Below are 20,882 nucleotides of genomic sequence, written 5' to 3'. Positions count from 1 at the left end.
CGGGTCCTTAGCGTCTTAGCCGATTGCTTCGACCTCAGACACGAACTGGTTCCACGAGGTGGTCGGGTCCTGAGATCCGTCCTCGACACGCGTCAGAGCGTTCTGCATCGCGTCGTTCACCTGGAAGTAGAACTCACCCTTGAAAGGCGAGACCGAGATGGCGTTGGCACGGTTCGAGAAGGTCGTGCCAAGCGTGTCGCTGTTGAAGTACACAGCGTTGGTGGGCTCTTCGCCCGCGGCCATGGCCTCGTTCAGTGCGGCCTCGTCCTCGAGCGCAACGTTCTGGCTCGGGAACGTACCGGCAGCGGCAAGCGCCTTGAGCTGCTGCTCAGGAGCGGTCAGCCAGTTGGCCAGGTCCTTAGCGGCCTCGACGTTGTCGCCAGCAGCGGGAACGGTCAGGTACGAACCGCCCCAGTTACCGCCGCCACCGGGGAAGACGTCTGCGACGTTCCACGTGGTGGTGTCAGGCGCGGCACCCTTGATGACACCCAGCATCCAGCCTGGGCACAGCATCGTGGCGAACTCGCCCGTGGCAAGACCGGCGAACCAGTCGTCAGACCACTGCGAGAGGTGAGCGGAGATCTCGGGCGTCACAGCGGTGAGCTGGTCGAAGATCGCCTTGACCTCGGGGTTGGTGGTGGCAACGATCTCGCCAGTCTCGGGGTCCTCGTAAGCGGCCTCGACCTGGTTGATCATGCCCTGGTAGGTGCCGCCGGCACCGTCAAACCAGGCCTTGTCACTCGCGTCGGCGAAGTCTTGGCCGACCTCGAAGTAGGTGTCCCAACCGCCCTCGAGGAGCGAAGCAACCTCGGCCGGGTCAGTCGGCAGGCCCGCCTCTTCGAACAGGGCTGCGTCGTAGCAGACGGCCTCTGGGCCGATGTCGGTGCCGTACGCAATCAGGCGACCGTCTGGGTCGGTAGCGGCAGCGGTCTTCCAGTCGAGCCAGCGACCCTCAACCTCGGGGTCGGACAGGTCTGCGAGGAAGTCGGTGTACTGCATGACCTCAGGAAGCCAGTCAACCTCGATGGCTTCGATGTCGGCGAGTCCGCCGGCACCGAGCTTGGCGAAGTAGTTGGTGCGGGCGTCGTTTGACGTCGCTGCCACGTTGGAAACGACCGTGACGTTCGGGTTCAGGTCCATGTACTCCTGAAGCAGGGCGTCGGTGTAGCCGAAGTTGTTGAAGGTAGCAACCGTGAGGGTTACAGGCTCCGCGTTCTCGGCTGGCTTGCTCGCGTCAGTGGGGTCGTCCGAAGCGTTGTCGCTCGAACCACATGCTGCGAGGGTCAAGGCGAATACGGTCGCTCCAGCGGCCATACCCAGGGTCTTCTTGCGTCGTGAGAGACTCACGTTCACTCCCTTGTGAAGTAGGTGGTGGTCAGACTCTTGAGAGCGCTCTACTCCCGTGTGAGAGCGCTCCCCTGAATCGCCTCAACCGTAGGTCTGAGCCGGGGGCGTGTCAATCGAGAATGGCCCCTTGAGCCTGTTTCGTCATCGAATCGTTACCAACAGATTTCGCAATGTGCCGGTGGCCCGAAAGCGACCCGGTTCGACGGTTTTTCTCCGCAAGCGCTCGACAATTCCCTCCCCTGGTACTAGTCGGCTCGCGGGCAAGCGACACATACTTGGCGTATGAACAGAGCGCTCGCCACCGGGGCCTTCGTCCTTCTGCTCACGGGCTGCGGCAGCGAGGGAACCGATCTCGAGTCGCCCGATAGCCCCGTGGCGCACTACGACTGGAATCCGCAAGACGGCGGCATGGATGCGCTTCTCGAGGGCACGCTCGAGTTGCGCGACGGGTGCCTGGTGGTCAACCCGACATGGGACGACGCCGACACGGCGGTCTTGGCCGTCTTCCCTCGCTCCTTCGCCGCTTGGGACAACGCCGATTCAGTGCTGTCATATGACGGGCGCGACTACGAGATCGGAGACTTCGTCTGGGCTGGCGGCGGGTTCGTCACGGCCCCCACGAGCGCTGTCATCCCCGCATCGTGCGAGTCAGCCAGCGAGGTCTTCCTCATCCAGACGGAGAGCCTCGAGCCGCCAGAGGGCTGATCACTCCTCGACTGCGCGCTTCGCAATGGTGGCCTGGCCAAGCACCCTGGTGCCGTCGTAGACCACCAGTGATTGACCAGCGGCGACCCCCCGCATCGGCTGGTCGAGCGAGACGGTGAGGCGGTCGCCTGCGCGGACGACGCTGCCGGGCACTGGCTCTCCGTGCGCCCTGACCTGGGCAAGGCATGGAGTGGGGGCCACCGCGCTTGCGTCCGGCGCCAGCCACACAGCCTGCTCCCCCACCAGCTCGCGCACGCTCAAGAGCGACTCGGGCCCGACGGTCACGATGTTGCGGTCGGTGTCGATTCCCGTGACGTAGCGAGGCGCCCCGTCGGCGGCGGGACGCGGCAGGCGCAGGCCCTTGCGCTGACCGACGGTGTACGAGTAGGCGCCGCTGTGGGCGCCGACGACCTCGCCAGCCTCGTCCACGATCTCGCCGGGCTTCTCACCCAGCGCGCGCTCGAGGAAGCCCTTCGTGTCGCCGTCGGCAACAAAGCAGATGTCATAGGAGTCGGGCTTGTTGCTGACGCCCAGTCCGCGCGCGGCGGCCTCGGCCCGCACCTCCGACTTGGAAGCGATCTCGCCCAGCGGGAACATCGCTCGTGCCAGCTTCTCCGGCCCCATCACGGCGAGCACGTAGGACTGGTCCTTCGCGGCGTCTACCGCGCGATGCAACTCACGCACGCCGTCGTCGCGAATCACCACGCGCGCGTAGTGACCCGTCGCCACGGCGTCAAAGCCGAGCGACTGTGCACGCTCTAGCAGCGTGTCGAACTTGATGTGTTCGTTGCAGCGGACGCACGGGTTGGGCGTGCGACCGGCCGCGTACTCGTTCAGGAAGTCGTTCACCACGAGGTCGTGGAACTCGTCGCTCAGGTCCCACACGTAGTACGGGATGCCCAACTTGTCCGCAGCTCGTCGCGCGTCGTTGCTGTCCTCGATCGAGCAGCAGCCGCGCGAGCCGGAGCGGTACTGGTCACGATTCCGGCTGAGCGCCATGTGCACGCCAATGACGTCGTGCCCGGCGTCCACTGCGCGCGCGGCAGCGACGGCTGAGTCGACTCCGCCTGACAGAGCAGCAAGAACGCGCACGGGGAACTCCAAAGGGAACGCTGGGGACCACACCATGGTACGTCGGCCGAGGCGCAGAATGGGTCGGGAGCAGTGCCGCACCCGCGAGCGTTGCCCGGGGTGCGGCACGTGTGTCTAGGCGAGGCCCCCATTGACGTGGAGCGTCTGTCCCGTGATCCAACGCCCCTCGCCAGCCAACAGCGACACCGCGGCCACCACGTCGTCGGGGACGCCGATGCGTCCCAACGGCGTCATGTGCGTGAGCATCGCGATCGATTCAGGGGTGTTGCTTGCGTGGAAGAGCTCGGTCTCGACTGGCCCAGGTGCAATCGCGTTGACGGTGACGCCTCGCGGACCGAGCTCTTTGGCAGCAATCGCGGTGAGGACGTCCACCGCCGCCTTCGTTGCTGCGTACGCAGCGTATGTGGGCGGCCTAAGGCGCACCACAGAGGAGGAGAGCAGCACGATTGACCCGCCCTCGCGAACACGCCTGGCCGCCTCGGCGGCGACGATGAATGCCCCGCGCAGGTTCACGGCGATCATGCGGTCGAGCGCCTCAAGGTCTCCTGCGACGACCGGCGCATTGGTCATCACTCCCGCTGAGTTCACCACGACGTCAAGGCCGCCCCACCTAGCCTCGACGGCATCGAACGCCTCGCCGACGCTCGACTCTTCAGAAACGTCGACTTGGAAAGCCGCTGCGGCGCCTCCTGACGCCTCAATCGCGGCGACCACCGCGTCGGCCTCCTCCTTGCGGGACGCAAATCCCACCCCCACGGCGAACCCCTCTGCGGACAACCGATTCGCAATGGCCCTTCCGATTCCACGCGAGCCGCCCGTGACCACGGCCACGCGTCCTTGTTGGCTTGTCTCCGTCATGAATCCTCCTTGTGGCACTCTTGCGAGCGCTGTTATCGGTGATATCCCCTCGGGCGGTAACAACGCTAACATTTCGCGTCCAATTCCCGTCGTATGCTCACTAGGTGCACGTGCCCACCGACAGCGCAGCAGAGCGCATCTCTCAAGCCGCCATGCGCCTGCTGCGGAGCGAGGGCCGACGCGGCGTGACTGTGCGAGCGGTTGCCGCAGCTGCTGGCGTGCAGGCACCCGCCATCTATCGCACCTTCGGGGACATGTACGGACTGTTCTCAGCGCTCGCGACGGAGGGATTCCACACCTATCTCGAACGCAAACGCGCGGTGTCCGACAAGGATCCCGTCCAGGCCCTGCGCGCGGCATGGGACGTCCACGTTGAGTTCGGACTCGACGAGCCCGATCTGTACCTCCTCATGTACGGGGATCCGACCAGGATCACGCGCTGCGACGCCGCGGTCGAGGCCTGGCAGATGCTTACCTCGACCCTTGAACGCATCGCGAGGTCTGGCAGACTGGCGCTACCCGTGGCCCAAGCGGCACACGTGACCCACTCGGCGTCCATGGGAGTCACGCTCACCCTCATCGGACAAGACCCTGCCGAGCGCGATCCGCGCACCTCGGACATCTTGAGGGAAGCGACGCTTGCCGCGATCCTCACCGACCCAGTGCCAGCAACTCACACCCCTGCCGCGGCCCTCGCAGTTGCCCTCTCAGCAGCGCTCGACGAGACGACGCCACTCACGCATGGCCAGCGAGCGATCCTCAACGAGATGCTCGACGTCATCGCCTCGCACCGGGAGCAGTAGGGTCTCGCTAGCGACTCACATGCGCGATGGCGCCAGGGAGCGCCGCGATGGCGGCGTCGACGTCGGCGTCTGTCGTGTTCCATCCGAGCGAGAAGCGCACTGTTGACAGCGCCTCGGCAGGTGGCCTTCCCATCGCGAGCACCACGTGGCTTGGCTCGACGACTCCGGCCGTGCAGGCCGCGCCTGGCGACACCTCAACGCCTGCGAGGTCGAGCGCGACCAGCAGCGCCTCGGACGAGGCTCCAGGAATGATCGCGTGAACGATGTGGGGCGCACCGTGGCTGGGACCGTGGACGACGGCACCCGAGGAGGCCGCCGTGATCGCGTGAGCGAGCCGATCACCCAGAGCCGCTAGCCGCGCGGCTTCGGCATCAAGTCCGCCCACTGCCTCCTCGATAGCCACCGCGAACGCCCACGCGGCGGCCACGTCGACCGTGCCAGAACGGACTCTCCGCTCCTGCCCTCCCCCATGAGTCAGCGACGACAGCGCGGCGTCCCTGCGCGCGAGCAACGCACCCGCCGCCACGGGCCCGCCCACCTTGTGAGAGCTCACCGCTGCGGTCGCCAGGCCGCTGTTCGCAAAGTCAAAGGGCACGTGGCCGATGGCCTGCACGGCGTCGGAGTGCACGGGGATGCCGTGGGCGGCCGCGAGCGCGACCACCTTGGCCACGGGCTGCACAGCACCCACTTCGTTGTTGACGGACTGGATGGACACCAGGCACGTACTGGTGCTTGCCATCTCTAACTCGGCGGCAAGCGCGTCGAGCGATATATGCGCGTCGGCGTCGACAGGGAGTTCGACAGCGATCCCTCCTTGCTCGGCGGCGATCCAGCGCCCGGGATCTAGCGCAGAGTGGTGTTCCACTGCGGTCGTCACCACCCGCGCCCTGTCGGCGTCGAGGGCCCGCCGCGCCCAATAGCCACCCTTTATTGCGAGGTTGTTCGCCTCAGTACCCCCCGAGGTGAAGATCACCTCGGTCGGGTGAGCACCGAGGGCCGCAGCGACTCGATCGCGCGCATCCTCGAGCAGCGATCGCGCAGAGCGGCCCGACGCATGCAGGCTCGACGCATTGCCCACGACGTGTGAGGCCTCAAGCCATGCCTCGCGAGCGGCGGGACGCATCGGCGTCGTCGCGGCATGATCAAGGTAGTGGCGCACGCGACCATGGTAGGCGCGCATGCGAGTTGGTACGGTGACGTCCGTTGCCGACGAAAGGACTCCCCCATGGCCACCTGGTTCATCACCGGCTGCTCGACCGGCATCGGACGCACCGCCGTGGAGGCCGTCGCACACGCGGGGCACACCGTCGTCGCGACCGCGCGCCGCCCTGAGACCCTCGACGACCTCGTTGCGGCGCATCCGGACAACGTGATCGCACTGCCTCTCGACGTGACGGACGACGCTTCGGTTGAGTCGGCCATCGCGGCCGCCGTGGCGCGGTTGGGACGCATCGACGTGCTGGTGAACAACGCCGGAATCGGCTACTTCTCCACCATCGAGGAGTCTGACGAGGCCGACGTGCGGGCCATGATGGAGGCGAATTTCTGGGGTGCGGCACGAGTCACCACGGCGCTCCTTCCTCACTTCCGCGAGCGCCGCGCGGGGCACATCCTGACCGTGTCATCCATTGCAGGCGTGCGTGGGTCTGCAGGCCTCGGCTACTACTGCGCCACCAAGTTCGCGGTTTCCGGCTTCATGGAGGCACTCGCCGCCGAAGTGTCGCACCTTGGCATCAAGATCACCCTGATCGAACCGGGGCCGGTGCGGTCCCTGTGGATCCCCTCTGGCGAGAAGAAACAGGACGTCATGGCGGACTACGCGGAGGTGATGGAGCCCTTCTGGGACCGCATCAACAACCTCCCGGGACGCCAGCCAGGCTCGCCAGAGGCCCTCGCGGAGGCGATGCTCGCCCTTGTCGAGGCGCCGGAACCGCCCTTACACTTCATCGCGGGCGTCCACGCCCTCGCTGGCACCCGCACCAAGATCGAGCGCTTGACGGTCGACGTTGACGCGTGGGAGGAACTGACACGGTCGGTCGACCGGCCCGCGTAGGCGCTCCCGCGCACTGCCACTGCAGCTCCACCGACACTGCGAACCAGAACCATCGGCGGCACGCCGACGCAGGGGCCGGAGGGGCCTCCGCGTCGGCGTGCCGCTCGTGAAGACGGTTCGCACTGTCCGGGGCGTGCGCAAAACGGTTCGCACTGTCCGGGGCGTGCGCAGACGGTTCGCACTGTCTGGGCAGCCCGGCGGCGCTAGCCGATCACCTCGCACTGCTGACCATTGAGCATGAAGGGCCCCACGGGCTCGGCGTCGCCTCGGCTGGTGCCGAGGTATCCAAACGACCGTGCGGAGCCCGGCCAGATGGTCGCGTTGTAGAACACGTTGTCCACCGAGACATCGGTGCCCGTCTTGGTCATGTTGCCGTTCCAACCGAACCAGATCTTCGCGTGCTCGTCCATGCTGTAGTCGAGCGTCCAGCCGTTGATCCGCTCGTCGGTCAGGTTGCGCACCACCACCGTGGTCTTGAAGCCCCCGCCCCACCATTGGTGGGTCCAGGACTGCACCGAGCAGGTGGGCGCAGCGGCAGGCTCGACCTCGACGGGCACCTCGAGCGAGCGGAACACGCGCTCCCCGTTGGGCCCGACCGCCTCGACGTACATGACGTAGAGACGCTCCTCGCCGCCGTACTCCTCGGCGCGGAACTGGGCAGTGTCGCTGTCGACGATGCTCGCGTCACCTGGCAGGTCTCCCGCAGCCATGCCGTCGTCTGCCTGAGTCGAGAACGCGTTGATGATCTCGACCGTCCACGGCGCGCTGTCGGGACCGGTCGCCGTCACGTCGACATCAACCAGCGAGTGCTCGGCGCCGGCCACCACGTCCGGTGTCACCGCGAAGGTCACGCCGGAGTCAAGGTCGAGCCCCAGCAGGATCGGATCGTGGTCCGATGTCCTGTACATGTCTGGCGCGTACAGGGCCGCGATCTGCTCCGGCGTCTGGAAGTTGGTGTTGTAGTCGAGCACCGGCACCTCGTCGGCGTTGATGTGGAACTCCGTCACGCCGGTGACCTGCGGCTGCAAGCTAGGTGACGCGAGCGCGTAGTCGAGGTATCCCCACTGTCCGTCGAACACGTAGGAGTACTCGCCCAGGCTCAGGTCCGCGTAACCCGCGTCGACGAAGACCTGGATGGGGTCCTCCATGGCGTAGGAGTTCAGGTCTCCCATCAGGACGACGTCGGGGTCGCCATTGCCTGCATTGCCAGCATCGATCCAGTCGACAAGGGCCTCAGCTGCTTGCGTCCTGGTCTCGTTCCAACACGCGGCACCGTCGCCAGCGTCGTCGTTGGCGGAGCCGTCCCCAGGGCACGAGCCCTTCGACTTGAGGTGGTTGACCACCAGCGTGACGTGCTCGGAACCGTCCATCTGCACAAACGTCTGGGCGAGCGAAGGCCGATTGCGGCTGTCGTCAAAACGCGGGTCCACGGAGGAATCCATCACGGTGAAATCGCCCGCCGGTCGGACCAAGTCACCGCGGTAGATGAGGCCCACCCGAATCACGTCGGTGCCCAGCACGCCGGTATCGATCGATTCCCAACCGGTGATGCCCTGCGCGGCGTTGAGGCCTGCCGCGAGGTCGGCCGCCGGGTCCACCCCAGGAGTGTTCTCCATCTCCATGAGCGCAATCACGTCAGCATCGAGCGCCTGGAGTGCCTCGAGCAACTTGGTGCGCTGGCGCTCGAACTCCTCGGCGGTTTCTGCGCCGCGGCAGTCATCCTCGAAGCCCACCGGTCCGCACTGGTTGCCGGAGGCGTCGAGCGTGAGGAAGTAGTTGAGCACGTTGAAACTGGCGACCTTGAGGCTGCCGCCGACGTCTTCCGGCTCGGTGGGCCGCGGGTTGGCTGACGCGAAGACCGGCACGCCGCCCCCTGGCACCAGCCCGCTGTCGCTCAGGTCGCCCACAGGGCGCACACGGTACGCGTTGGGCGAGCTGGAGTAGCCGCCCCAGGTGTAGGTCATGACGCCCACGAGGTCCGTCACGGTGTCACCGCCGCGCAGCGGGTTGCTCGCGGTGAGCGGGTTGCCGCCGCCGCCGAACACGGGGTCGGCGTTCTGGGCGTTGGTCGCATCGTCAATGGTGATGCGGTTGAGGTTGTTCGCCGCCTGAATGGCCTGCGCGGGTGCGCCAGGCTCGGCGACAGCAGTCGGCTGCTGGAGCCGTCCGCCAGAACTCAAGACGACCTCGCCAGAACGTCCCTGCTGGTAATACTCGGTGACGTACAAGTCTTGTGGGAAGGTGACGAGCATGCCCTCGTAAGCCTCGGCAGCGTCGGCCGACGCGAAGGGAAGCGTCACGGTCGCAGCCGTCACCGCGGCTCCTGATCCGAGCACGTCGAGTTCGGTCACCGAACTGATTTGCGTCTGGCCCTGGAACTCGCCCACCGTCCCTGTGACGCCGACAACGTCACCAAGATCGACATCGTCATTGGTGGAGTTGAAGACGAAGATGCCTTCAGAAGTGGCAGGGTCGCCGTCGACGGTCGCGTCGTCCTGCTGCAGGTAGAAGCCTCGCAGGGCGGGGCTCGGACCCTCGTAATCGCCGACGACGACGCCCTGGACGGTCACAACGTCACCGGCCAGTGGCGACGCTGCTCCAGCGCCCTGGACGTCGTGGATGGGCGTCACGGTCGGGGTGCCACCGTCACCGCCATCGCCACCGTCACCGCCGTCACCGCCATCGCCACCATCTCCCGTGCACGTCGCGGTGTGGGCTCCGAGTCCGTCAAACGTGTCTGAGGCAAACGCCTCCCACTCGACCGAGGCGTCGAATTCATCCGTCTCGTCGGCGTCACCCGCACAGACGCTCGGGAGTCGGCGCAACGTGTCATTCGCGCCGCCACCTACCCACTCTGCACCGGGATCGACGCCCACCTGGCCGAAGGAGTCGATGGTCGTTCCCGCATTGCTCAGCACTAGGGCGTCGTCACCGTTGAACAGGCCCGCTCCGGTGGTGAGATCGGCTTGCGCAAGGATTGCCGGGTCGGCGCTCGAGTGCGCGACCACAAAGACGTCCCCAGCTGCCAGGGTGCCGGTCAAGTCGAGAGCGACGCTCGCAGAGGTATTGCCATTCGAGTATTGCGTGAGGACGTACGGCGCGAGGTCAACGTCGGCGCCGGTGCCGTTGTAGATCTCCACGGCCTTGTTGAATGAACTGCCCTCGACGTACTCGGACAAGAACAGGTCTGAGGCGGGAGCGGCTGTGGCGGGAACCGCCACCGCCAGCCCTCCGGTGAGCGACAGCAATCCGACGGGGGCGACAATCCTCGAGCGCACGGCGACTCCTTTTGTCCATTTTGTTCTTCCGCCTTCACGTTAGGCCTTCTGGCCCAGACGCGCGCGGCGAACGGATGAACCGTGTCCAAAGAGACGGTGACAAAAAGGAGACGCGAGGTTGTCAGGCGTCCCGGTGCGCCTTGATCCCAGCGATCGCCTGCGGAATCACGTCGTTCAGATCCCCCACCACGCCAAAGTCGGCAATCTCGAAGATCGGGGCGTCTGGATCGATGTTGACGGCCACGATGGTGCCAGAGGCCTGCATGCCCCCGCGGTGGTGCACCGCACCGGAAATGCCGCATGCCACGTACAGCGCGGGCGTGACGGTCACGCCGGTCTGGCCCACCATGTGCTCGTGGCTGATCCAGCCCTCGTCCGTCGCGTCGCGCGAGGCGCCCACCGCGCCGCCGAGCACATCGGCAAGCTCGCGCACCAGCGTGTAGTCGCCGCTCGTGCCGCGCCCGCCGGAGACCACGACGGCGGCTTCCGAGAGCGGGACGCCCTCCTCACGCTCCACTGGAGTCACCGAGACCACTGATTCGCGTACTTCCGGCAACAACGGGATGACCGACACGACTTCTGCTGCACCGGCCGCATCGGCGGCGACGGCCTGCGTCGTGTTAGGGCGCAGCGTCACGACCGCCTTGTCGGCGTTGACGCGCGTGCGCACCTTCCACGTCGCGGCAAAGACGGTCTGGGTCGTCTCGACCCGCCCATCGACCAACTCCGCACCGGCAGCGTCGACCACGACTCCAGCGCCGGTCGCGAGCGCGAGCCTTGTCGCAATCTCCTTGTTCGCAAACGTCGAGACCATGAGCACCACCGAGGCATCGGCGGTGGCCGCACCCACGGCTGCAGCCGCTGTGACGGGATGGCGGGCTCCTTCGCCCACTTCGAGAACGCGCACCTCTGCGGCGCCGTACTCGCCGAGACGCTCCACCTGGGCGGGAGGGGGCTGCTCGCCCATCCACACGGCGACGGGGGCGCCAAGACTTCGCGCCAAGGTGAGCGCCTCGAGCGTCGGTTGGGCAATCTCGGTTCCGCGATGCTCGACGAGCACCGCCACGATCACGTCGGTCATGCGAGTCCCCTTTCGATGAGGAACTCGGCAAGTCGCGTGCCGCCGTCTCCCTTGTCTGTGACCAGGACGCGATTCTCGCGCTCCGGCACCGGCGACGCCTCGAGCACGGTGGTGCGGGACGCCATCGCGCCCACTTGCACGGGGTCCACTCCAATGTCTGCCAGGGACCACGTGGTGACGGGCTTGCTCCTCGCGGCCATGATGAGTTTGAAGTTGGGATAGCGAGGCTTGTTCGCCTCGTCGGTGACGGACACGAGCGCCGGAAGCGGCGCCGTCACGGTCTCGTGAGCATCGGGCATGTGTCGCTCGATCGTGGCACTTCCGTCTGCCACGGCAAGGGACGACGCCAGGGTCAGCTGGGCGATATCGAGTTCGGCTGCGAGCGCGGTGGGCAGCATCGACGTGAGCCCATCGAGCGCAGCCATGCCAGTGATGACCAGATCGACGGGGCCGTCCTTTTCGATCTCGCGCACGGCGGCGGCCAGCACCCGAGCGGTGCCGAACACGTCGGAGCCAGCAATGGCGTCGTCGCTGACGTGCACGGCGTGGTCGACTCCCAACTGCAAGGCCTTCCGCACGGCGGCCACGGCGTCGGACCCGCCGACGGTGACGGCGTAGACCTCTGCCTCGCCCTCGGGGAGAGACTCTCTTAGTTGCAGGGCTGCCTCTACCGCGTTCTCGTCAAGCTCATTCATCGTGCCGTCGTCCGCCGTGCGGGTGACGGTGCCGTCGGTGAAGGAGCGTTGCGATTGGAGGTCGGGGACAAACTTTACGGTGACCACGATGCGCATGGACCAAGACTATCGGGCGGACGGCGACGCCCCACCCGTCGGCCGTCTACTGCACAATGGGCTTATGGCTCTTGTCCCCTCGAGTAACACGCCCCCCGTCCCCCCTTCTCCCGATCGTCACCGGCTCGGCGTGCACGTGGTGGACGGAGGAGTATCGGTCGCGGTGACGGCCGCGCACGCGTCCGCGGTGGAGTTCTGCCTGTTCACTGACGACGTAGAGACGCGCTTCGCGCTCAATGGACCCCACCACGGCGTGTGGCACGGCTTCGTCGCCGGAGTGGAACCAGGTCAGCGTTATGGCTTCAGGGCATCAGGTCCTTGGGCGACCAAGCGAGGTCACCGCTACAACCCCGCCAAGCTGCTGATTGACCCGTACGGGCGCGGCCTCGACGGACAACTAGCGCCGATGACCGCGCCTGGCGCGAGCGCCCTCAGGTCGAACCGTGATGGCACCGACACCGCGCCGCTCACGCCTCGGTCCGTGGTGGTGGGCGACCCGCAGGCACCGCTGCACCATCCCAAGCCCCGTACGCCTTGGCAGGACACGGTGCTGTACGAAGCTCACGTCAAGGGTTTCACCAAGACGATGCCTGGTATCCCTGAGGAACTTCGAGGCACGTACGCAGGGCTGGCGCACCCCGCAAGCATTGAGCACCTCACCAACCTCGGCATCACTGCCATCGAGTTATTGCCCATTCACGCCTTCGCTTCCGAGCCTCACCTTGAGGGCATGGGGCTCAGCAATTACTGGGGCTACTCGACGATGAACTTCTTCACGCCGCACGCCCCGTATGCCACGGCCGAGGCGCGCGCCGCGGGTGCGGAGGCGGTGCGTGACGAGTTCAGAGGGATGGTCGATCTTCTGCACGCCGCCGGGATCGAAGTGATCCTCGACGTGGTCTACAACCACACGATGGAGGGCGGCTGGGGCGACCGCGTGGTGAGTTGGAGGGGGCTCGACAACTACGCGTATTACCGCCACAGCCCCATGAACCCGCAGCATTACGACGACGTCACGGGCACAGGCAACTCGCTCGACTTTTCGCAGCCGACCGTCATCAAGATGGCCCTCGACTCGCTGCGGTACTGGACCGATGTGATGGGGGTCGATGGCTTCCGCTTTGACCTGGCAGTCACGCTGGGCCGCACCATGAACGGCTTTTCTACCGACCACCCGTTCCTCGTTGCGCTCACGACTGATCCTTCGCTCGGATCGGCCAAGCTCATCGCCGAGCCTTGGGACATCGGGCTCGGCGGTTGGCAAGTAGGCAATTTCCCGATGCCGATGGCCGAGTGGAACGACCGCTTCCGCGACTATGTGCGCTCGTATTGGTTGACATTTGGCGCCGGCAAGGTGGGAGGAAGGGATCACGCGACGGCTCCCGAACTCGCTACGCGTCTCGCGGGCTCCGCGGACCTGTTCGGCCACACCGAGCCGTACGGAATGCGCGGCCCCATGGCGTCGATCAACTTCATCACCGCCCACGATGGCTTCACGGCCTACGACCTCACGGCGTACAACGACAAGCACAACGAGGCCAACGGCGAACACAACAGGGACGGCACCGACAACAACCGCTCGTTCAACCACGGCGTCGAGGGAGACACAGACGACGCCGAGGTACTGGCGGCGCGCAGGCGCTCGCTGCGCAATCTCCTCGGCACCCTGCTGCTATCGGCCGGCACGCCGATGCTGGTCGCTGGAGACGAACTGGGCCGCACCCAGGGCGGCAACAACAACGCGTACTGCCAAGACAACGAGATCTCGTGGCTCGATTGGGAGGTGCAGCCTTGGCAACAGGAGCTGCGTGACACCGTCGCTCACCTGATCGCACTGCGCAAGCGTCACCTCGTGTTGCGGCCGGAGCGCTTCTATGACGGCGTCGACGAGGACCCCCGTGACCAGAACCTCAGGGCCGATTCAGCGTGGTTCACCCTCTCGGGCGATCACGAAGACGAGGACTGGTGGGAGGACCCTTCCACGCGCGTGGTGCAGTTCATGAGATCGCTGTCGAACCCTGCAGAGGCCGACGCCCTGCTCGTGATCAACGGCTCGCGCGACAACGCATCCGTGACCATTCCTGACGACGACGGCGCGCTGTGGAACCTCGCGTGGGACTCCGCATGGGAGAGCCCCGCAGAACGCACGGAAGATCTGACGGCGCCAGGAAGCACCACCGAGATGCACGCCATGTCGATGCGCCTCTACGTCAGCGCGGTGTAGAAAACCGCTCCCAGAGCCAGGGTCATTTGCGTCCTGTGTGACCCTCAAAATGGACTGGTGTACGCTCCAAGTTGAACGTTAACATTGGCGCACAAACGCCAGGCAGATGAGGACGAGTAGTGACGAGCACACCACGGTCGCTGGCGACGAGGCTCCTCGCCGGCGTGATGACACAAAGCCGCGCCAGATCATGACGGTCCCGTCAAGCCTCGCCGATCACTTCGCCTCGCTTTACGGCGCCGTCCCCGAGGGGGTCTGGTCGGCCCCAGGGCGCGCCAACCTGATCGGTGAGCACACCGACTACAACAACGGTTACGTTCTGCCGTTCGCCATCGCCGAACGCACCTGGTGCGCCGCGCGGCTCACGGACACAGGCGAACTGAGAGTGTCGAGCACCGCTCAGCCCAGCCAACACTCCGTCGCCATCGCGGAGATCGCCGATGCGACCTTCGAGGGCTGGTCGGGCTACGCGCTGGGCGTGGCCTGGGCGTTTCACGAAGCGGGTCACGACCTCAGCGGCGCCCGTGGGGTTGACATCCTCGTGGACTCGACGGTCCCGCTCGGCGCTGGATTGTCATCCTCAGCCGCGCTTGAATCCGCCGTGGCGGTGACCCTCAACGATCTGTGGGGCCTCGGGCTCGACCGCATGTCCCTCGCCAGGGCCGGTCAACGCGCAGAGAACGGCGCGATCGGCGCGCCAACGGGAATCATGGATCAGGTCGCGTCGCTGTTCGGACAATCCGACCACGCGGTGTTGCTCGACTGCGCCTCACTCCACACCGCAACCGTTCCGCTCAAGCTTGAGCCCAACAGCTTGGCACTCGTGGTGATCGATTCGCGAGTCAAGCACGCTCACGCAAACGGTGGCTATGCGTCGCGGCGGGAAGCCTGCGAGCGAGGCGCCGCAGCCCTCGGGGTGACCTTTCTTCGCGAACTCACTGTGGCCGAGTTGGACAAGGCCAAAGGCCTCCTCGACGACGAGACCTTCAGGCGCGTACGGCACGTCGTCACCGAGAACGCAAGGGTCCTCGACACCGTCGAGGCGCTTGCCACCGCCGGACCTCAGGCGATCGGCGATCTGCTCCTGGCCTCCCACGCCTCCATGCGGGACGACTTCGAGATCTCCGTGCCACAAATTGATGTGATCGTCGACGCCGCCATGACCGCTGGCGCTGTCGGCGCACGGCTCACCGGCGGGGGTTTTGGGGGCTCGGCCGTGGCGCTTGTTCCTGCCGAGAAGGTCCAGGCCCTGACGGAGTCAGTGCACGCCGCCGCGCACGCTCAAGGATTCACTGAGCCTGCGGTCCTCACCGTCAATCCCTCCCAAGGCGCGCGTCGTGACCTTTAGCCTTTGCTCCCGAGCGGAAGGATCTCCATCATGACTACGTGGCTCGTGACCGGCGGCGCTGGATACATCGGCGCGCACGTCGTGTCGGCCCTGCTCGATGCCGGCTACGGCGCCGTGGCCTACGACAATTTGTCGACGGGCAAGCCCGAGTTTGTCCCACGAGGCGCCGCGTTTGTCGAGGGCGACATCCTCGACGCGAGCGCGCTGACTGAGGCACTCGAGGCGCACGGCTGCTCTGGCGTGATCCACTGCGCCGGCTACAAGTACGCAGGAGAGTCCGTCAAGTACCCCACCCACACGTACCTTCAAAACGTCTCAGGGACCGCCGTGCTACTCGACGCCATGGCCGCCACCGGCGTCGGCGCGCTCGTGTTCTCCTCCTCCGCAGGCGTATACGGAACGCCTGCCACCGAAGTCGTGACTGAAGACACCGAATGCCACCCCGAGAGCCCCTACGGCGAGAGCAAACTTGTCGCCGAGTGGCTCATTCGCGACCAGGCCGTCGCGACTACTGACTCCGCAGTCCCGCTCGCCGCGACCAGCTTGCGCTACTTCAATGTCGTGGGTTCCGGCCGCAGTGACATCTACGACGTCTCCCCCCACAACCTCTTCCCCAAGGTCTTCGCAACCCTGCTGCGCGGCGAGGCACCGCGCATCAACGGCGACGACTACGCGACCCCTGACGGCACCTGCGTCAGGGACTATGTGCACGTGTCCGACCTCGCTGACGCTCACGTGGAGGCCGCTCGCGCCCTCGAGAAAGGCCGCCTCTTGGAGCCCGTGTACAACCTCGGATCCGGGGCAGGTACCTCCGTGAGGCAGATCGTCGACGCCATGCGCGAAGTGACAGGGATTGCGACCGCGCCGGTGATAGGTGCGCGCCGTCAAGGTGACCCTGCCCGCATCGTTGCCTCTGGAGAACTCGCCACTCGCGACCTCAAGTGGAAGACCAGTTTCACGGTCGCGCAGATGGTGTCGACTGCCTGGGAGGCCATGCCTCACGCGTGACCGGCGTCCGCCGTGCGGCGAGGGCCGGCACCGCCGCACGAAGGGTGCTTCGTGTTGGACGCGGGCGCATTCCCGAGTAGGTTCGTGACATGGAGCGAAGCCAGGAATTGTCCGTCGGCCGGATCCCCATCGTGAACGTCCAGCCGTCACTCGAGCAGGGCCGATGGCCCGCCCGCGCCGTCGTCGGAGAAGCCCTCCCGGTGACCGCGACCATCTTTCGCGAAGGGCACGACGCCGAAGGCGCCACGCTCGTCGTCACTGGTCCTGACGGCAAACGTCTCTCGGTGCCGATGCCTCAAGAAAACTGGGGAAACTCGCTCTACAAGGCGAACTTCATCCCCACTCGCGAGGGCATGCACTCCTTCAGAGTCGAGGCGTGGTCCGACCCTGTGGGCTCATGGGCTCACGCGGCGGAGGTGAAGATTCACGCTGGCGTTGACGTCAACCTCATGCTTGCTGAAGGCGTCGACGTGCTGACACGCGCGAGGGACTCGGTACGCAGGGGCGCCGCAGCAAAGCAGCTTCTGACCGACGCGATCGCCGCCCTGTCGGACGGAACGCTCGCTCCTGAGGCCCGTCTTGAGGCAGCCTTGTCCTCCAAGGTGAGACAGACCCTCACGAAGGCCCCGCTGCGCGAGTGGGTGACGGCCTCACAGGAGTACCCGCTCTTCGTCCAGCGCGAGAAGGCCCTGGTCTCCGCTTGGTATGAGATCTTCCCTCGCTCGGAAGGCGCCAAGCACAACGCCAAGACCGACGAGTGGACGTCTGGCACGTTCGCGACCGCGGCCAAGCGCCTGCCAGGCATCGCCGACATGGGCTTTGACGTCGTCTACCTCACGCCCATCCACCCGATCGGCTCGACTCACCGCAAGGGCCGCAACAACGCACTCGAGGCAGCGCCGGGCGACCCCGGCAGCCCCTACGCGATCGGTTCGGAGGCCGGCGGCCATGACGCAATCCATCCTGAACTCGGGACGATGCGGTCGTTCAAGACCTTTGTGAAGCGTGCGAACGAACTGGGCATGGAGGTCGCCCTCGACATCGCCCTCAACGCCTCTCCCAACCACCCGTGGCTCCAGGAGCACCCCGAGTGGTTCACGACGCGCCTTGACGGGACGATTGCTTACGCGGAGAACCCGCCCAAGAAGTATCAGGACATCTATCCCTTCAACTTCGACAATGACCCGGAGGGCGTCTACCACGCGTGGCGGGACATCTTCCAGGTGTGGATCGACGCCGGTGTGACTGCGTTCCGCATCGATAACCCGCACACCAAACCGCTCACGTTCTGGGAGCGACTGCTGGCCGACGTCGCCAAGGAACGTCCGGACGTCATCTTCTTGGCGGAGGCCTTCACGCGCCCCGCCATGATGCACACCCTCGCGAAGATCGGCTTCCACCAGAGCTACACCTACTTCACGTGGCGCCAGACGGCGGAAGAGATGGGTGAGTATCTCGAAGAGCTCGCCGGCGAGTCTTCGTTCTACATGCGGCCGAACTTCTGGCCGACGACTCACGACATTCTGACGCCCGACATGCAGCGAGGAGGCGCGCCCTACTGGAAGATGCGGGCTGCGCTTGCCGCCACGGGCTCCCCCTCCTACGGGATCTACACCGGATACGAGTTTGTGGAGTCGGTGGCAAGGCCAGGTGTCGAGGAACAGATCGACAACGAGAAGTACGAATACAAACCGCGCGACTGGTCCAAGGCGGACGAGCATGGAATGCAGACGCTCCTGACGACGCTGAACCTAGTGAGGTCGGAACACGTCGCATTGCGCAGGCTGCGTGGATTGACCGTTCATCGCACGACGAACCCCAACATTTTGTGCTTCACCAAGCATGTTCCAGCCGATGAGGCGCCAGACGGCCGCGAAGACACCGTGGTCGTCGTCGCCTCGTTCGACCCACATGCGATCAACGACGCGATCGTGACGCTCGATATGAGCGCGATCGGCAAGCAAGACGACGATCCCATTGACATCCAAGACGCCATCACGGGGGCTGATTACACCTGGGGCCGCGAATTCTTTGTGCGGCTCGACCCCTCGCAAACCTTGGTCCACGTGGCTACGGTGCGTCGATGAACATGCTGGAGGAATCCTGTGGCTCGTAACATTGATCCAGCGGCCTTGGCCGACATTCTTGCCGGCACTCACCATGAACCTCATGCCGTCCTCGGACCTCACCTCCAAGACGGCGGTGTTGTCGTCAGGGTGTTGCGGCCCTTCGCCAGCTCCATCCTCATTCGGACGCTCGACGGCACGTTTCCCGCGCAGCATGTCGAGGGAGCGCTCTGGGAGGCGGAACTGCCAGGTGACGAGGTGCCTGACTATCGGGTGCACGTCACGTATGACGCCGACGAGGTGGTCTCCGACGACCCGTACCGCTTCCTGCCGACGCTCGGAGAACTTGACCTCCATCTGATCAGGGAGGGCCGTCACGAGCGGCTGTGGGACGCGCTCGGGACACACGTGAGGACGTATCCGTCCGTGCTGGGCGAAGTCACGGGGACGTCGTTCAGCGTCTGGGCCCCCAACGCGAGGGCGGTGCGCGTCGTCGGCGGCTTCAACCACTGGCAAGGCGTCGGCCACGCGATGCGGTCGCTCGGCTCTTCAGGGGTGTGGGAGTTGTTCATCCCCGACGTCGGGGACGGCACTCACTACAAGTTCGAGATTCTTGGCAAGGACGGTCACTGGAAGCAACAGGCCGACCCGATGGCGCGACGTACCGAGGTGCCGCCGCATACTGCCTCGATTGTCACCGCGAGCGAATACGACTGGAAGGACCAGGAGTGGCTCGACGCCAGGGCACAGCGCTCGGCGCACGACACCGCGATGTCCGTCTACGAAGTACACCTGGGCTCGTGGAAGCAGGGGCTGAGTTACCGCGACCTCGCCGACGAGTTGATCCCGTACGTCCGTGATCTCGGCTTCACGCACCTCGAATTGATGCCTGTCATGGAGCACCCCTTCGGCGGCTCGTGGGGCTACCAGGTGACGTCGTACTACGCGCCGACGTCACGGTTCGGCGATCCTGACGACTTGCGTTACTTCATCGACCGTGCGCACCAAGAGGGCATTGGTGTGCTGCTCGATTGGGTTCCTGGCCACTTCCCCAAGGACGCTTGGGCGCTCGGCCGCTTCGACGGCACGCCGCTCTACGAGCACCCCGACCCCCTGCGTGGCGAGCAGCCCGACTGGGGCACGTTCATCTTCGACTTCGGCAGGGCCGAAGTACGAAACTTCCTCGTGGCCAACGCCTTGTACTGGCTGCAGGAGTTCCACGCGGATGGCTTGCGCGTCGACGCCGTCGCATCGATGCTCTATCTGGACTACTCGCGTGAGGCGGGTCAATGGCGGCCCAACATTCATGGGGGCCGCGAGAACCTCGACGCGATCGCGTTCCTTCAAGAAGCAAACGCCACGGCGTACAAGAACGTCCCAGGAATCGTCATGGTGGCGGAGGAGTCAACCGCGTGGCCTGGTGTCACGGCGCCCACCTCTCAAGGAGGGCTCGGTTTCGGCCTCAAGTGGAACATGGGGTGGATGAACGACACCCTTCGCTACCTCTCAGAAGAGCCGATCCACCGCTCGTACCACCACCACACTGTGACGTTCTCCTTGATGTACGCCTTCTCCGAGCACTTCATGCTGCCCCTCAGTCACGACGAGGTGGTCCATGGAAAGGGCTCGCTGTACGACCGCATGCCAGGCGACCATTGGCAGAAGATCGCTGGCCTGCGGTCCCTGTTGGCATATCAGTGGTCGCACCCAGGAAAGAAACTGCTCTTCATGGGCAGTGAGTTCGGTCAGGCCGCCGAATGGTCGGAAGGCCGCTCGCTCGACTGGTGGCACACGGAGGACCCGCTCCACGACGGCTTGCGGCGCCTCATCGGCGACCTGAACGCCTTCTACAGGGCCCAGCCGGCGCTCTGGGAGCGAGATGACGACGCGTCCGCCTTCCGGTGGATCGACTCGGACGACTCTGCCCGCAACGCCATCTCGTTTGTGCGGTATGCGAGGGACGACACACCGATCGTGGTGGTGGTCAACTTTGCGGGCACGCCTCACGAGAACTACCGCCTCGCCTTCCCACATGCTGGCGTGTGGAACGAGGTGCTCAACACCGACTCGGAGGCGTACGGCGGCTCCGGTGTCGGCAATCTCGGCAAGGTCGAGGCAACGGCACTGCCCCACCACGGGTTCGACGCCTCGACGACGGTGCGGCTACCGCCGCTCGGCGCCGTGTTCTTCACTCCCGCGAAGGACGAGGACGCCTAGGCCGGGTACGC

General features: G+C 65.7%; 15 protein-coding genes. 8 read left to right on the top strand and 7 right to left on the bottom strand.

What is annotated here, in order from left to right:
• Positions 1–15: 15 nt before the first annotated feature.
• Positions 16–1,314 carry an ABC transporter substrate-binding protein gene (locus LGT36_RS01750; RefSeq protein WP_226096293.1) on the bottom strand — a complete coding sequence of 433 codons (1,299 nt, stop codon included), beginning with the start codon at positions 1,312–1,314 and terminating at the stop codon, positions 16–18.
• Between the two features lie 315 nt (positions 1,315–1,629).
• Here LGT36_RS01750 and LGT36_RS01745 point away from each other — a divergent pair, with 315 nt between their 5' ends.
• On the top strand, positions 1,630–2,052 hold the full coding sequence (locus LGT36_RS01745; RefSeq protein ID WP_226096276.1) for a hypothetical protein: 423 nt from the start codon (positions 1,630–1,632) through the stop codon (positions 2,050–2,052).
• Here LGT36_RS01745 and mnmA read toward each other — a convergent pair whose 3' ends face one another.
• The gene (mnmA, locus tag LGT36_RS01740) at positions 2,053–3,144 is read right to left on the bottom strand and encodes a tRNA 2-thiouridine(34) synthase MnmA (protein WP_226096278.1); all 1,092 of its coding nucleotides are present in this window, start codon (positions 3,142–3,144) and stop codon (positions 2,053–2,055) included.
• A gap of 114 nt (positions 3,145–3,258) precedes the next feature.
• On the bottom strand, positions 3,259–4,002 hold the full coding sequence (locus LGT36_RS01735; protein ID WP_226096279.1) for an SDR family oxidoreductase: 744 nt from the start codon (positions 4,000–4,002) through the stop codon (positions 3,259–3,261).
• A gap of 104 nt (positions 4,003–4,106) precedes the next feature.
• Between LGT36_RS01735 and LGT36_RS01730 the strand changes: the two genes are divergently transcribed.
• Complete coding sequence (locus tag LGT36_RS01730) at positions 4,107–4,805, top strand: TetR/AcrR family transcriptional regulator (RefSeq protein ID WP_226096280.1); 699 nt, start codon at positions 4,107–4,109, stop codon at positions 4,803–4,805.
• A 7-nt stretch (positions 4,806–4,812) separates the two neighbouring features.
• Here LGT36_RS01730 and LGT36_RS01725 read toward each other — a convergent pair whose 3' ends face one another.
• The gene (locus tag LGT36_RS01725) at positions 4,813–5,964 is read right to left on the bottom strand and encodes a cysteine desulfurase family protein (protein WP_226096281.1); all 1,152 of its coding nucleotides are present in this window, start codon (positions 5,962–5,964) and stop codon (positions 4,813–4,815) included.
• Positions 5,965–6,030: 66 nt separating this feature from the next.
• Here LGT36_RS01725 and LGT36_RS01720 point away from each other — a divergent pair, with 66 nt between their 5' ends.
• Complete coding sequence (locus LGT36_RS01720) at positions 6,031–6,858, top strand: oxidoreductase (protein ID WP_226096282.1); 828 nt, start codon at positions 6,031–6,033, stop codon at positions 6,856–6,858.
• Positions 6,859–7,061: 203 nt separating this feature from the next.
• Here the strand turns inward: LGT36_RS01720 and LGT36_RS01715 are convergent, their stop codons facing one another.
• The 3 genes from LGT36_RS01715 to LGT36_RS01705 all read right to left on the bottom strand — a co-directional run bounded on the left by LGT36_RS01715 (position 7,062) and on the right by LGT36_RS01705 (position 12,008).
• Complete coding sequence (locus LGT36_RS01715) at positions 7,062–10,136, bottom strand: ExeM/NucH family extracellular endonuclease (protein ID WP_226096285.1); 3,075 nt, start codon at positions 10,134–10,136, stop codon at positions 7,062–7,064.
• 121 nt (positions 10,137–10,257) lie between these two features.
• Complete coding sequence (locus LGT36_RS01710) at positions 10,258–11,217, bottom strand: electron transfer flavoprotein subunit alpha/FixB family protein (RefSeq protein WP_226096287.1); 960 nt, start codon at positions 11,215–11,217, stop codon at positions 10,258–10,260.
• Positions 11,214–12,008: an electron transfer flavoprotein subunit beta/FixA family protein gene (locus LGT36_RS01705; RefSeq protein WP_226096289.1), complete on the bottom strand. Its 795-nt coding sequence runs from the start codon at positions 12,006–12,008 to the stop codon at positions 11,214–11,216. The genes LGT36_RS01710 and LGT36_RS01705 overlap by 4 nt, the downstream gene beginning before the upstream one ends.
• A 64-nt stretch (positions 12,009–12,072) precedes the next feature.
• On the opposite strand from LGT36_RS01705, the gene glgX reads away from it, so the two are divergent.
• The 5 genes from glgX (at position 12,073) to glgB (ending at position 20,871) form a co-directional block, all read left to right on the top strand.
• Positions 12,073–14,232: a glycogen debranching protein GlgX gene (gene glgX / locus LGT36_RS01700; protein WP_248642144.1), complete on the top strand. Its 2,160-nt coding sequence runs from the start codon at positions 12,073–12,075 to the stop codon at positions 14,230–14,232.
• A gap of 190 nt (positions 14,233–14,422) precedes the next feature.
• Positions 14,423–15,580, top strand: a complete 1,158-nt coding sequence (gene galK / locus LGT36_RS01695) for a galactokinase (protein WP_226095675.1) — start codon at positions 14,423–14,425, stop codon at positions 15,578–15,580.
• Positions 15,581–15,610: 30 nt separating this feature from the next.
• A complete protein-coding gene (galE, locus tag LGT36_RS01690; RefSeq protein WP_226095668.1) occupies positions 15,611–16,588 on the top strand; it encodes a UDP-glucose 4-epimerase GalE in 978 nt (325 codons plus the stop codon).
• 89 nt (positions 16,589–16,677) lie between these two features.
• Positions 16,678–18,675, top strand: coding sequence for an alpha-1,4-glucan--maltose-1-phosphate maltosyltransferase (locus tag LGT36_RS01685; protein WP_226095669.1), 1,998 nt, complete (start codon positions 16,678–16,680; stop codon positions 18,673–18,675).
• Between the two features lie 18 nt (positions 18,676–18,693).
• Complete coding sequence (glgB, locus tag LGT36_RS01680; RefSeq protein ID WP_226095670.1) at positions 18,694–20,871, top strand: 1,4-alpha-glucan branching protein GlgB; 2,178 nt, start codon at positions 18,694–18,696, stop codon at positions 20,869–20,871.
• The last annotated feature ends 11 nt before the right edge of the window (positions 20,872–20,882 follow it).

Origin of the sequence: Demequina sp. TMPB413, from assembly GCF_020447105.2 — a bacterium.
In the GTDB taxonomy this organism is placed as follows: domain Bacteria; phylum Actinomycetota; class Actinomycetes; order Actinomycetales; family Demequinaceae; genus Demequina.
The sequence above is the reverse complement of the archived record's forward strand: the minus strand, read 5'-3'. Positions and strand labels throughout refer to the sequence as shown.